The 12,645-nt window shown below is 65.9% G+C and carries 12 protein-coding genes; 4 read left to right on the forward strand and 8 right to left on the reverse strand.

What is annotated here, in order from left to right:
• The first annotated feature begins 382 nt into the window (after positions 1-382).
• Positions 383-793 (forward strand): hypothetical protein, encoded by a 411-nt coding sequence (locus AC5YGJ_RS14935; RefSeq protein WP_496186990.1) that lies wholly within the window; start codon positions 383-385, stop codon positions 791-793.
• 18 nt (positions 794-811) lie between these two features.
• Here AC5YGJ_RS14935 and AC5YGJ_RS14940 read toward each other — a convergent pair whose 3' ends face one another.
• The 5 genes from AC5YGJ_RS14940 to AC5YGJ_RS14960 all read right to left on the reverse strand — a co-directional run bounded on the left by AC5YGJ_RS14940 (position 812) and on the right by AC5YGJ_RS14960 (position 7,483).
• Entirely contained in the window at positions 812-1,570 is a 759-nt protein-coding gene (locus tag AC5YGJ_RS14940; RefSeq protein WP_496186991.1) for a fimbrial protein, read from the reverse strand.
• Positions 1,571-1,832: 262 nt separating this feature from the next.
• Positions 1,833-2,846, reverse strand: coding sequence for a fimbrial protein (locus tag AC5YGJ_RS14945; RefSeq protein ID WP_496186992.1), 1,014 nt, complete (start codon positions 2,844-2,846; stop codon positions 1,833-1,835).
• A gap of 535 nt (positions 2,847-3,381) precedes the next feature.
• Positions 3,382-4,428, reverse strand: a complete 1,047-nt coding sequence (locus AC5YGJ_RS14950; RefSeq protein WP_496186993.1) for a fimbrial protein — start codon at positions 4,426-4,428, stop codon at positions 3,382-3,384.
• A gap of 5 nt (positions 4,429-4,433) precedes the next feature.
• Positions 4,434-4,937: a fimbrial protein gene (locus tag AC5YGJ_RS14955; protein ID WP_496186994.1), complete on the reverse strand. Its 504-nt coding sequence runs from the start codon at positions 4,935-4,937 to the stop codon at positions 4,434-4,436.
• Positions 4,934-7,483, reverse strand: a complete 2,550-nt coding sequence (locus AC5YGJ_RS14960) for a fimbria/pilus outer membrane usher protein (RefSeq protein ID WP_496186995.1) — start codon at positions 7,481-7,483, stop codon at positions 4,934-4,936. The genes AC5YGJ_RS14955 and AC5YGJ_RS14960 overlap by 4 nt, the downstream gene beginning before the upstream one ends.
• Positions 7,484-7,869: 386 nt before the next feature.
• On the opposite strand from AC5YGJ_RS14960, the gene AC5YGJ_RS14965 reads away from it, so the two are divergent.
• From AC5YGJ_RS14965 to AC5YGJ_RS14975, 3 genes are all read left to right on the forward strand, one after another.
• Complete coding sequence (locus AC5YGJ_RS14965; RefSeq protein WP_496186996.1) at positions 7,870-8,382, forward strand: fimbrial protein; 513 nt, start codon at positions 7,870-7,872, stop codon at positions 8,380-8,382.
• A 53-nt stretch (positions 8,383-8,435) separates the two neighbouring features.
• Positions 8,436-9,149: a fimbrial biogenesis chaperone gene (locus AC5YGJ_RS14970; RefSeq protein ID WP_496186997.1), complete on the forward strand. Its 714-nt coding sequence runs from the start codon at positions 8,436-8,438 to the stop codon at positions 9,147-9,149.
• Between the two features lie 884 nt (positions 9,150-10,033).
• On the forward strand, positions 10,034-10,435 hold the full coding sequence (locus tag AC5YGJ_RS14975; protein ID WP_496187051.1) for a hypothetical protein: 402 nt from the start codon (positions 10,034-10,036) through the stop codon (positions 10,433-10,435).
• Between the two features lie 155 nt (positions 10,436-10,590).
• Here the strand turns inward: AC5YGJ_RS14975 and thiL are convergent, their stop codons facing one another.
• The 3 genes from thiL to ribH all read right to left on the reverse strand — a co-directional run bounded on the left by thiL (position 10,591) and on the right by ribH (position 12,619).
• On the reverse strand, positions 10,591-11,553 hold the full coding sequence (thiL, locus tag AC5YGJ_RS14980; RefSeq protein ID WP_496186998.1) for a thiamine-phosphate kinase: 963 nt from the start codon (positions 11,551-11,553) through the stop codon (positions 10,591-10,593).
• 122 nt (positions 11,554-11,675) lie between these two features.
• The gene (nusB, locus tag AC5YGJ_RS14985) at positions 11,676-12,155 is read right to left on the reverse strand and encodes a transcription antitermination factor NusB (RefSeq protein ID WP_164137186.1); all 480 of its coding nucleotides are present in this window, start codon (positions 12,153-12,155) and stop codon (positions 11,676-11,678) included.
• Positions 12,152-12,619 (reverse strand): 6,7-dimethyl-8-ribityllumazine synthase, encoded by a 468-nt coding sequence (gene ribH, locus AC5YGJ_RS14990; RefSeq protein WP_107229832.1) that lies wholly within the window; start codon positions 12,617-12,619, stop codon positions 12,152-12,154. Before ribH ends, nusB begins: the two co-directional genes overlap by 4 nt.
• Positions 12,620-12,645: the final 26 nt, after the last annotated feature.

Below are 12,645 nucleotides of genomic sequence, written 5' to 3' on the forward strand. Positions count from 1 at the left end.
TTCGACGCACGATGTCGCAATCGGCGCGGCGTGGTCGCTGATGGCGGCGGCACGCGAACACCGCAACTTTTTCGACTTTCAAACTTTTCTCATTGGTACGGCGGCACCCTTGTGCACATCATGGCGCGCCACCGACAACGGGTGGCACGGGCTTCCAATCCCGTTTGATTAACGTCGTATACGCTTGCCTGCCGGCGTCGCTCTTTCCTTGTTGGGCGGCGTCGGCAGGCATTCTGCCCGCGCTTCCATGGCGGGCGGTGCGTGGGGGCCTCGGCCCGCCGGCGTTTCTACGGCGTTAGTCACCGGTATTGGAACCACGCACCGTCCGCCGCCCTCGCTGTCAAGCAGGGCGGCCCCTTGCTTCGCACTCAAGGACGCCGCCATGACCTCATCCAAGTACCCGCACCTGTTCGCCACGCTCGGTGAAGCCGCCACGCGCCTGCCTGACGATCTGGCACGCACGCTGGAAAGCACCTTCGCCTCACTGCAGGAAGGCGAATCGCCCGGCACCATTACCCTGCTGGCCTGCCTGCAGCACATCCGCCAGGGCGATGCTGCCGATGGCCAACCGTGGCCCGGCAACGGCCGCACGCCGGGGCAGCGGCTGGCGCTGGCGCGCATCGACCGCGCCAATGCCGGGTTGACCTTCCTGCTGGAGTTGCTGCACGCCACCGAACGCGTGCGCGTGGATGGAGAGGTTGCCCAGGAGATGGGCGATGGCGCGCGCGAAGGCTTGCTGCTGGCCTGCCGTGGGCTCTCTGAATATGTGGATGTGCAGTTGCGGGTGGCGTAGAGCCGTGCCGATGACCCGTCAGCGGTAATCCAGTGTCAGCACCGCCTGACCTGCAAGGGTTCCCCCCAACAGCGCCGCCCCCTGGCGCGCATACCGCGCCTGCAGGGAAATTTCCTGCGCGCCAACTGATGATGTTCCATGGCGCCACGCCTGTTGCAGTACCACCGGGCTGCCACCGCGCAACAGTTCAATACGCACGCCCTGGGCGGTGCTGTCCGCGGTCGGAGCCAGCGTACTGCCGGTATTGCCCGGCAGGGTTGCATCGGTCAGGGTGAGGGTCAACGGGATACCGGCGGACGTGCAGTCCATGCGCACCTTGAATGCCGTCAGGTGCGCATGGCTGCCGGCCGCCGCCAGATCCTGCGCATCCACGTCGGGCAGCGCCACCGGCACATCGCGCATGGCGCAGGACTCCACCGGCATGGTCACCGAAACGGACAGCGCCGACTCGGCCCGCATGCCCAGCATGGGGTACTCCAGCACGTATTTTCCCAGCACCGTCGGTGGCGTATTGATCATGCCGGCACGCGCAACCACACCAACATAGGGCTCGGCGATCAACTGGCCGCCGCTGGTCGTTCTGGCCACCAACGGTTGCGCCTTGCCATCCTCCAAAGCGAAGCGGGGTCGTCCACCAGAATTTTGCGAACGCACGTGGAAGAAGTACAGCGGCGAGGTCGGGCTGGTTTCGTAGGTGGTATAGGTGGCGCCTTCGAACACCACCGTGGATATCGGGGTCAGCCGCTGCCCTTCCAGGCGGACGGTCAGCGTGTGCACGTCACTCTGGTCGCAGCCCGGTGATCCTGAACTCCGGCCCGGCGGGCGAAAGCAGGGCCGTGCCGGGGAAGCTGACAGCCTGTTGAAAATGCGGGGCATGGGCGCTGTCGACGACGGCGGTGCAGGCCCAGGCTGTGCCGCAGACGCCCAGTAGACAGGCTGCCAGCAGCCCACACAGGACAAGCCGCCCAGACACCGCTCGCGGTGCGGCGGAAGATCGCTCGCACATGGAGACTCCTGAGGGTAGTGCTACATGCAGCTGTCAGCGGTAGCTGGCGGTCAAAACGGCTTGGCCTTCCACCACGCCGGGGCGAAGGGCCCCCGTGGTCCGCACATAGCGGGCTTGCAGATCAATGCGCTGGCTGCCGGCTGCAGACAGGCCATGATCCCATTGCCGTTGCAGCACCACCGGCACCCCGGCACGCAGCAGCTGCACGCGCACCGCCTGCGCCGTTGCGTTGGCCGTAGGCACCAGGTCGCTACCGCGGTTGGCAGCATCGTTGGCGTCGCTCAGGCTCAGCTTCACCGGCACCCCTGCGTGCGGACATTGCAGCGGCACCTGCACATCAACGGTACCGGCGGTGGCGCCCACGATGGCAAGGTCCGCCGGCGATACATCATTCAGCGCGGTGGTCACATCGCTCAGTACGCAGGTGGAATTCTTTACCCGCACCGTGATGCTGGCCGGGTGCTGCATCACCAGTGAGGGGAAATTGCGCAGCCATGTGGTGGCGGTCCCCACGTTGGTGGAGGCGCCCTGCATCGCGCCTCCACGCGACACCACGGCCACGTTGAACGTGGAATTGATGGTGTTGTTCGCGCCCAGCCGCAGCGATTCGATGGTGGCGCGACTGCCAACGGTGACCGGCGTGTAATGAAGCCCAGAGCCGCCGGTGCCGCCCCCGGGGTAGCCCACGTGCCGGAAGATCAGCAAGGGGGAGTTCGCGGCGAACTGATACGTCACATACTGCTGTCCCTGATGGTCCACCGTACCCACCGGGCTCAGCCCGGTGAACGATGGGTTGATCTCCATGGGCAGGCTATCGCGCGTGCAGCCGAGGACCTGGGCGATGTTGACTGAGGCGAAGCCGAGCCAACCGGTCAGGACGATACCTGGGCGGTGGTCGTTGACCACCTCCTGGTCCACCACCAGGTTGGCGGTCTGGCCAAAGCTCGAACACGCCACGGCCTGCGCAGCGGGTACACCCAGCGCAAGGGCCAGCATGATCGGGAACAGGCGTCGTGCACTAGGTGCGAGGTTGCGCGATGGGGTCATGATGTGGCGACTCGAAAGGGCGGGCAATGGCTGCGGGGCGGTCAGCTGCAGGGCGCGGTAAGAGGGGATGAGGTCGAAGCGGCTGCTGGCGTGGGCGTTGGGTAGCCTGCCTCGAGGAACTCAAACCTGACCCCGCTGCCGGGGAGGGACGTGTTCACGTGCCTGGGAAAGAAGAACAGCGGAGAGGTTGGCCCCAGCTCGTAGGTGGTGTAGGTGCAGCCTGTGCCGCAGACGCCCAGTAGACAGGCTGCCAGCAGGCAGCGATGCAATGGCAGAGGGTGCAGTCTGCGGGCAGGGTTCGGAGCATTGGCGGCAAGGGAAGCCATGGTGATATCCGGAAAGAGACTATGTGGGTGCAGAAACAGCAGGAAGCCGTGAATCGATTCGTGCCTGACAGCGGAGGCGTGCGCTGCAACGGCACCGACGGGCATTGGTGGAGGCCCACCTGGGCTGGCAAGCTTGAGCGGGCCCTGATCGGTGAAACAGCGTGGCAACCAAGGTTGGCACCTACCCGTGGCTGAGCCTGTGCAGACAGCTAGCGGTACGTCGCCTCGATCACCGCCTGCCCTTCCACCGCACCCGACAGGAACGTGCCCGCTTCGCGGTAATAGCGCGCCGACAGCGCGATGTTCTGGTTGCCTATCTGGCTCTGCGCGATGGACCAGGTCTGGCCCAGCACCACCGGGGCTCCCTCGCGCAGCAACTGCACGCGCACGCTGGCCGCCGTGGTGTTGGAGGTGGGCGTCAAGCGGCTGCCGGTGTTGCCGGCCGCGTTGGCATCGGTCAGCTTCATCGTCACCGGGAACTGGCCGTTGCAGTTCATCACCACGTTGAAGTCGCGGCTGCCTGCGGTACTGCCAGCGGCAGGCAGGACGGCGGCGGAGATGTCCTGCAGAGCGACCGGCGTATCGGCAATCGTGCAGGTGGGTACTTTCAGGTTGGCGGTGACGGTGAAGGTGTCGGTCTTGACGAAGGCGGGATACAACGGGGACATCCGCGAGATAGCGCCAAGATACGTCGACGGCACCGGCTCCATGATGCCACCGCGCGATACAGCCGCGACGCGTACTACTGAACCGCGGCCCGCGGAATCGAGCCCCCTCGATGGATAGTGAGTAGCATGCCGGATATCCAATGGCACAGCATCGTCTCTGATGTTGCCAGAACCTGTCCAGATCTGATGTGAGAAAATCAGCAGCGGTGAGCGTGGATAGGCAGTAAAGCCAAATGCCGGGTATGTACTCCCGTCAATTGTGACGTTGCGAACAAACTCCAGCCCGGCCAGCGATGGAGTCACGTCCATCGGCACAACGGACATGGGCGTACACCCCAGAAGGAACTGCGCATTCGCGCCCGCTCCGAATTGCCACTGTGCAATCAGCTTGTCCTGCTCGGCGTCATCCCAGGCATCGATCAGCAGATTCACCGGAGCGCCCGCGTTGTGCTGGCTGGTGCAGGCCATCGCTGTTGCGGAAACCAACAGGCCCAGCGCCGCCATCATCGGCACGAGCAACTGTCGGCGCATATGTTTGGTGTGTGTCGTCATGCCCGAATCCCAATTGCCATGCGTCAGCGCGAACACGCTGTTTAACGGTAAACCGCGGTCACAGTGATCTGCGCACTGACGTTACCGGCCTTCAGCAGCGTGCCGGTCTTTCGGTAGTAGCCGGTGCGCATGTCCAGCTTGCCGGCAGCCGCGCCATTGATGGAAATCGTCTTGGTGTTGCCCTTCTTCAGGAACGTGTTGCCGCTGGTACCATCCAGCAGTACCACGGCTACACCGGTGGCACCGCCCGTTGCCTGGTTCTGCCAATGGCCATCCTGCGCAGCATCGTCGGCGCCGTCGAAGGTCAGGGTCAGACCGGTTACGCCCACGCAGCCGGTGAAGTTCAGCACAGCGGGCTTGATGCCATTGTCATGGCCGGCCTTCAGATCGGCCGCGTCAATGTCATCCAGCGCCACTGGCACGTCGGCCATGGTGCAGGTGCCAGGCAGCACTTTACCGGTAACGGTGATGGTGGCCGTATCGGCGTAGGCGTGGAAGGTGGCGCCGAGCAACAGCGCGGCGCAAACGGCATGCAGAGATTTCATTGGGATACTCCTTGGGTTGAAAGCACCGGCTCGTCGGCCAGCAGGTGGGGCGGCGATGCCACGCAACGCGCCTTGGCCCAGTATTGGCCGTGGGCATCGGCGGCTTCGGGCATCGCGTAGTGCACGCGGCAGGCAATACCGTCTTCGGTCTGCACATGCACCACGCCGCTGGCTTCCAGGCCACGCAGGGCCATCACGCCACCCTGCCCCACCTGGCCCAGTACGCGCCCGTCGGGGTGGGTAATCTGCGCGCCATAGGCCAGTGGGTTGCCGTCGGCATCGCTGGTATCGATCAGCCACAGCCGCTCGTTGCGCGACTGGAAGCTGATCTTGACGATGCTGCCCGCGGTGGGTGCCACGCGTTGCGAGTTGCCAAGCACTTCCACATCCAGCGGCAGATGCGCGGTATCCAGCTGGATCTGGTTCCAGCGGTACGGGCTGGTATAGGGCAGCACCGCGTAGCCATTGCCTGCTACGGTAACGTTGCGGCCACCCACCACCTTCGCGCCCTGCGCACCCTGCGCGTCCACCAGCGCGAAGCTCTCGCCCAGCGCCGGTCCGAGATTGAGGCCACCGTGGTGCAGCACCACGCTGCCTGTAGCACCGGCATTGAGGCTGCTGCGGCCATCGGCATGGCTGTAGCCGGCGCTGAGGTCGGCACGGCTGCCCTGGTAGCTGGCGTAGGCGTTGTAGCCACTGCTGCCCTGGCCGCGATTACCGGACAGGCTGTAGGACAGCGGGTAGTCGTGCCCCAGGTTGCCGTTGACGCCCAGCTGCTGCTGGCTGCCCTGGCGGCTGTGGGTATAGGTTGCGGTGGACCGCGGCGCCACGGCACTGCGGCCCAGCGGCACGCTCAGCATGAGTGACAGGCGTGTATCGGGCCGGCCGTTGGCCGTGCGGTAGCGGGTGGCCGAGACAGTGTAGTTGGCGCGGCGGTAGCTGCTGTGGAAGCCAAGCTGCAGATCGTTGTGCCTGCCGGGGCGGTTCCAGTACGCCACATGGCCACCACTGAGGTACAACTGGCCGCGCTGGCCGATGCGCTGCGAGAAGTTCAGCTGGAAGCGCTCGCGGGTACGCATGACGAATTCATCGGCCGCCTGCGGCCGATCGAACGTCAGCTGCGATACATCGGTAAGGGTCAGGAAGCCATCGGTGCTGTAGCGGTACGCGGCCAGACCCAGATTGGTACCGGTGCTCGGCACGCTGCGCTGGTAGTTCAGGCGGTAGCTTTGGCCCGACGACGTGGGCAGCCCCGGCACGCTGGCGCGGGCGTGGGTGACATCGGCACCAATGGCGCCGAGGGGCGTATTGAACGCTGCGCCCACCAGGCCGGCCTGGTAGTGTTCGGTCAGCTGCACCCCGCCCAGAAGGGTCATGTGGTTGCTGACGCCGCGCGCATAGGTGGCTTCGGTGAAGCGCAGTGCCTGCTGGTGCCGCCCCGTATCGCGCAGTGCGCCGGCGGTAACGCTGAACCGCTGGCTGCCCTCGCGCAGCGCTTGCGGCACTGCCGAGAATGAAACGGTGAAGCGCTCCTCGCGGCCATCCGCCTCGGTAACGGTCACGTCCAGATCGCCGCTGCCGGCGTTGGGGTACAGATCGTCGATGGCGAACGGACCCGGCGCCACGGTGGTTTCGTGCAGTACCGCGCCGTTCTGGCGGATGGTGACGCGTGCATTGCTCTGTGCCACGCCGCGCACCACCGGTGCATAACCACGCAGCGAATCGGGCAGCATGCGCTCGTCGGTCGCAACGCGTACGCCGGTAAAACCCACGCTGTCGAACAGTTCGCCACCGGTGCTGGCCTGACCCAGTGTCAGCTGGCTGTCCCAGCGTGACAGATCGCGCTGCAGCGTGCTGTTGAGCGTGCTGTAGTGCGAGCCGTGCCGGCCGTGGGTGAGCGAACTACGGTGGCGCAGCCGCCAGGCGCCCAGGTTCATGCCGGTGGTCAGGCCGGCGTAGGTATTCTGCTGGCCCTGCGTGCGGTAATGGTTGATGGTGTACCCGAGGAAAGCCGCGGCAATGCCGTGATCACGCAGGGCCGGGTCGACGAAGCCACGCGCCTGGCGCTGCAACGCCACCTGCGGCAGCGAGATGTCCAGCCGCAGCTGGCTGTCGTCGTAACGCACCGTCGCGCCTTCAACCACCAACGGCAGATCGATGCAGTGCGGTGAGGCGGCCGCTTCCACCGCGCTGCGCGCCGCATCGCTCAGCCCCAGCGCCAGCAACAGCGATGCCGGCACGCAGGGCTGTGCAACATGGGGCACATCGGAGGCTACCAGCTCGATGTCGGTGCGGCTGACAAACGTCCCGTTCAGATGCACATCAACGTTGTACACCCCCGGTTCCACCGGATTACCCACGCTGAAACGCGCCAGGTCTTCGCCAACGAAACCAGTGGCGAAGCCATCACTGAATTCCACCTCACCGCCGGTGCGTGCGTGCGCCGGTACCACCGCCGCAAACACCATCGTCGTGGCAATGGCTGCAGCCAGGGTACAGCGGGAGGGGGGCCGCCAGGCTGGACGGTAAGGTTGTGAGGAAGACATGCGCATTGCTTTGAACGCGGCCGCAGTGCAGCCCCGGTAATGATGGGAGGCGTGCAGACTAGGGACTGAAACGGCCATGGGATATGCAATTGATTGCAATCCGACTGGCAAGGCGGAATCTGCAACAAGTTGCACCTGCACAGCGCTGAGTGCATGCGGGAGTTAGATGTTCCCCGGGTGTTAACGACAATTGCAATTATTTGCATGGATCGTGCTGCACGGGGCGACGAGAATGCGCCGGGTAGAGAGACCGGACCTGCCAGCCACTACTGCGGTGAACGGCCTTCCCTCGGGCATCGTGCCCGGCTACACCTCGCCACCCATTCCCCAGCGTGGAGGAAAAAGGGTGGCATTCCCGATTCCCTTTCCTGCGGAAATACGCACACATGAAGAACCTGAAGACCCCGATCGCCCTGGCCATCCTGCTGGCCGCCGCACCGGCGGTGAACGCTGCCGACCTGACCATCTCCGGTGAGGTCGTCGATTCCACCTGCACGGCCGCCATCACCGGCGGCCTGGCCGTGACGATGAGCAAGATCGACCTGGCCGACCTCAAGCGCAGCGCCCGCGTTGGCCGCAAGGCGCTGGACGTAGTGGTTACCTGCGACGGCGCCAGCAGCTCGCAGGACGTTGCTGTGCAGTTCACCGGCCCGAGCACCGCCGACGGCGCACTCGCCCTGACCGCCTCCAGCGGCGCCAAGGGCGTGGCCTACAAGATTTTCGACAACACCGACACCCTGCTGCCGATCAACGGGATTCCGACCCAGTACGTCACGGTCGCCGACGGGGCCCCGCAGACCCTCAACCACAGCGTCTGGTACGCCGCCTCGCTGCCGGAGGACGAGATGGTGGCCGGCTCCGCCGTGGCCAACGCACAGATGGACATCATCTACAAGTAAGCGCCCGCCGCCCGGCAGTCTGCTGCCGGGCGGCTCTTCCCGAGGACACCTTCATGAAACTTCGCACATGTGCGGCACTGCTGGCCCTGGCCGCAACAGCCAGCGCATTTTCTGCCTCCGCCGCGGTAACCCTGCAGGGCACACGTGTGGTCTACGACGGCAGCAAGGGCGCCACGACGGTCAACGCCAACAACCGTGGCGATCGGGTCGCGCTGGTGCAGGTGTGGCTGGATGATGGCGATGCCAGCGCCAAGGCCGGCAGCCAGAAACTGCCCTTCGTGCTGACCCCCACCACCCGTCGCATCGATGCCGGGCATGCCCAGGCCTTCCGCCTGACCTATGCGCCGATGGCTGCTGCGGCGTTGCCGGGCGACCGCGAATCGCTGCTGTATTTCAACCTGCTGGATATTCCCCCAAAACCGGAAAACAGCGAAGGCAAGAACATGCTGCAGTTTGCCGTGCGCACGCGGGTGAAACTGTTCTACCGGCCCGCCGGGCTGCCCGGCCAGGCGCGCGACGCGGCAGCCGCACTGGAATGGCGGGCCGAGCGTGGCACGTTGCAGGTGCACAACCCCAGTGCTTACCACGTCACCCTGGCCAAACTGACGCTGTCCGATGGCAAGACCATCGACGTGGACATGGTAAAGCCAGGCGAGCGCATCAGCCTGCCGCTGCCGGCCGGCGCTGTCGAACCCACCGCATTGACGTTCCAGTGGCTGGATGACTACGGCACTGCGCGCGATATCGAGGCCCGCGTTGCGCGTTGAAGCGGCGCCTCGGCGTCTGCTTCGTGCACACGTTCACTTGTTGAGGCAACCCCATGCGCCGCCGACGGCCCGCCTCGCTGGCCGCGCGTGCCTTGCTGCTGCTTGCGCTCGGCGGCGCCATGGCGTCGATGAGCGCACTGGTGTGCACTTCGGTCGAGCCGGGGGCGATGCCAGCCTCATGCTCGATACCTGGGACGACGTTACCCCCGACGTCCGTATCAGCGACTCTGTCGGATCTACAGCAACCGTGTTTCTACGTGGTTGCCCTGGCACAGCAGCTGCGCCAATCACCATCACTGCAGCCATGCCTTCGCTTCAGTTCGCGCCCATGGTGACTATCGATGGCACACCGTACAGCAGGGCTGTAGGTAGCTGCCGTGTCGCGCGGCGGTGCGATGGAGAGCCTGCCAGCGATCATGATCGGCAGCTCAACGTACTTCGCGCCGAGCTACCCCACGCGGGTCAAGAGGGATACCTACACGGTGACCGCCAACATGCGCACCAAGACCTGCAGCCTGGCCGATCGCACGGGGGCGTTGCCTGAGGTCTCCGGACTGGGTCTGGCCTCCCCCCAGGCAGTACCGCCGGCTGGCGCGTGCTCAACGTGAGCATGAACTGTAACGGCACCTTCCGGTGCGCCTGCACCTGACCTGCGCCAACGATCCGGGCAGTACCTGCAGCCGTCTGGTTCCCACTGCCAACACTACCGCCAGCGGCGTACGGGTGCAGCTGCTGCGCGATGGGCACCCGGTGGTACTGGGCCGGACCTGGAATGTGCAAAGCCGGGATGGGAGCCAGGATCTTGGGCTGTCTGCCGGGTACTACCGCGAAGCCAGTGGCTTCGGGGCAGGCGACTTGGAGGGACAGGCGATCCTCACTGCCACCTGTCGATAGCCGCGCGCCCCGCGACGCTCGGTGAAGCCGCCACGCGCCTGCCTGACGATCTGGCGCGCACGCTGAAAAGCACCTTCGCCTCACTGCAGGAAGGCGAAGCGCCCGGCACCATTACCCTGCTGGCCTGCCTGCAGCACATCCGCCAGGGCGATGCCGCCGATGGCCAACCGTGGCCGGGCAACCGCTGCACGCCGGGGCAGCGGCTGGCGCTGGCGCGCATCGACCGCGCCAATGCCGGGCTGACCCTCCTGCTGGCGCTGCTGCACGCCACCGAACGTGTGCGTGAGGATGGGGAGATTGCCCAGGAGATGGGCGATGGCGCGCGCGAGGGCTTGCTTCTGGCCTGCCGTGGGTTATCTGACTATGTGGATGTGCAGCTGCGCGCGGCGTAAGCGATGCCGCATTGTTTTGGTAGATGCCAACCTTGGTTGGCAGGGTCGGCCGGGCTCATATCCGCTGAAACAGCGTGCCAACCAAGGTTGGCACCTACCAGAGCGATATGCCAACCAAGGTTGGCACCCACCACGGCAGCGTGCCCCGGGGTGCTTCAGGCGAAGTGCTGGTAACCGCCGTCGGCGGCTTCGCCATCCACATGCACGCCCTGCCCTTCGGCGATGCGGCCGATGCGGGTCAGTGGCACGTCCAGCGACTCGGCCAGGTAATGCAGCGCGTCGCGCTGGTCAGCGGCAGCGGTGAAGCACAGTTCGTAGTCGTCGCCGCCACGCAGGGCGCAGTCACGCGCGCCCTCGCGGCCGAGCAGCTCGCGCAGCGCGGGCGAAATCGGCAGCAGATCGGCATCGACATGCGCGGCCACCGCACTGCGCGAGGCGATGTGGCCCAGGTCGGCCAGCAGGCCATCGGACACATCCACCGCCGCATGTGCGAACGCCCGCAGGCGCAGGCCCAGGGTGACACGCGGCGTGGGCCGCAGCAGGCGCAGGCGCAGGCTTTCGTAGTCCGCCAGCAGCGTGGCAGTAGCCACGCTCAGCGCGTTCTGCTGCCACAGCCGCAATGCACCGGCGGCATCGCCCAGCGTGCCGCTGACCCAGATGTCATCGCCCACCTGTGCGCGGTCGCGGCGCAGTGCCTGGCCACGACCGACCTGGCCCATCGCAGTGACCGACAGCGACAGCGGGCCACGCGTGGTGTCACCTCCAATCAATGCGATGTCGTGCTGATCGGCCAGTGCGAAGAAACCATCGGCGAAGGATTCGATCCAGTCTTCGGTAGCTTCCGGCAACGACAGCGCCAGCGTGCACCACGCTGGGCGTGCGCCCATCGCAGCCAGGTCGGAGAGGTTGACTGCCAGGGTCTTCCAGCCGATGTCGAAAGCCGGGGTTTCCACCGGGAAGTGCACGCCGCTGTTGAGGGTATCGGCGGTGACCACCAGCTGTTCGTTCGGGCGCGGCTGCAGCAACGCGGCGTCATCGCCGATGCCGAGCAGGATGTCATCGCGCTCGAGGGTGCGGGCGCGGATGCGGTCGATGAGGGCGAATTCGGCCAGGGACATGGGGCGCTCCCGCGGTTATGCATGCCGCGCAATGCGCGGTGGGCGGTAGTGCCGGCCGCTGGCCGGCAACCTCAGGTTCCCCGCAGCCGCCGGCCAGCGGCCGGCACTACCACAGGTATGGGTCAGTGACCCGATTCGACCTTGCGCCATTCCACGGCGGCACGATCCAGCACGCCGTTGACGTAGGTGTGGCCGTGTTCGGAACCGAAGCGCTTGGCCGATTCGATGGCTTCGTTGATCACCACGCGGTACGGCACGTCCAGGCGGTAACGCAGCTCGTATGCCGCCAGGCGCAGCACGGCACGTTCGATCGCGTCCACTTCCTCGATGCCACGGTCCAGGTACGGGGCCAGGGCTTCGTCGATGTCACGACGGTTGTCGAGCACGCCGTGCAGCAGCGCCTCGAAATACGCCAGGTCGGCGATTTCGCGGGCCTGCTCGTGGGCGAACTGGGCGATCAGCGACTGCGCGTTGCCGCCGGAGATCTGCCAGGCGTAGATGGCCTGCACGGCACGACGGCGCGCGCGCGAGCGCAGCACCGGATCGACGCCATCGCGGCGGACGGGTTTACCGGAGGGCTTGCCCTGGGTGTTCTTGTTCATGGCAGCTGCTCCAGAAGATTGACCATTTCCAATGCGGCGAGCGCGACTTCCTCGCCCTTGTTGCCGTGGCTGCCGCCTGCGCGGGCCTCGGCGTCTTCAACGCGTTCCACCGCCAGCACGCCGTTCAGCACCGGCACGCCGAAATCCAGCTGCACGCGCATCAGGCCTTCGGCGCAGCGGTCGGCCACGTGTTCGTAGTGGCGGGTGTCGCCACGGATCACGCAGCCCAGGGTGAGAATGGCGGCGTGTTCGTGGGCGGCGGCCAGGCGCGCGGCGACCAGCGGCAGTTCCCAGGCACCCGGCACGCGGATCACGTCGATGTTGGCTTCGGTGATGCCGTTGCCCGCCAGGCTCTGGCGGGCGCCAGCAACCAGCGTATCGGTGATGCGGGCGTTCCAGCGGCTGGCCAGGATGGCAAAGCGCGCCGTCTCGGGGGTGCGAAGATCGCCTTCGTAGTGGCTCATATGCGGCTTGGGGGACTCGATAAGGG

Source organism: Stenotrophomonas sp. CS3K5 (genome assembly GCF_059515225.1).

What these genes read in the sequence shown, in the direction of transcription:
- AC5YGJ_RS14960 (WP_496186995.1), bottom strand. Translation starts at nt 7,483, where the DNA reads ATGTCTTCCTCACAACCTTACCGTCCAGCCTGGCGGCCCCCCTCCCGC.
- nusB (WP_164137186.1), bottom strand. Translation starts at nt 12,155, where the DNA reads ATGAACAAGAACACCCAGGGCAAGCCCTCCGGTAAACCCGTCCGCCGC.
- AC5YGJ_RS14955 (WP_496186994.1), bottom strand. Translation starts at nt 4,937, where the DNA reads ATGAAATCTCTGCATGCCGTTTGCGCCGCGCTGTTGCTCGGCGCCACC.
- AC5YGJ_RS14970 (WP_496186997.1), top strand. Translation starts at nt 8,436, where the DNA reads ATGAAACTTCGCACATGTGCGGCACTGCTGGCCCTGGCCGCAACAGCC.
- AC5YGJ_RS14965 (WP_496186996.1), top strand. Translation starts at nt 7,870, where the DNA reads ATGAAGAACCTGAAGACCCCGATCGCCCTGGCCATCCTGCTGGCCGCC.
- AC5YGJ_RS14945 (WP_496186992.1), bottom strand. Translation starts at nt 2,846, where the DNA reads ATGACCCCATCGCGCAACCTCGCACCTAGTGCACGACGCCTGTTCCCG.
- AC5YGJ_RS14935 (WP_496186990.1), top strand. Translation starts at nt 383, where the DNA reads ATGACCTCATCCAAGTACCCGCACCTGTTCGCCACGCTCGGTGAAGCC.
- thiL (WP_496186998.1), bottom strand. Translation starts at nt 11,553, where the DNA reads ATGTCCCTGGCCGAATTCGCCCTCATCGACCGCATCCGCGCCCGCACC.
- ribH (WP_107229832.1), bottom strand. Translation starts at nt 12,619, where the DNA reads ATGAGCCACTACGAAGGCGATCTTCGCACCCCCGAGACGGCGCGCTTT.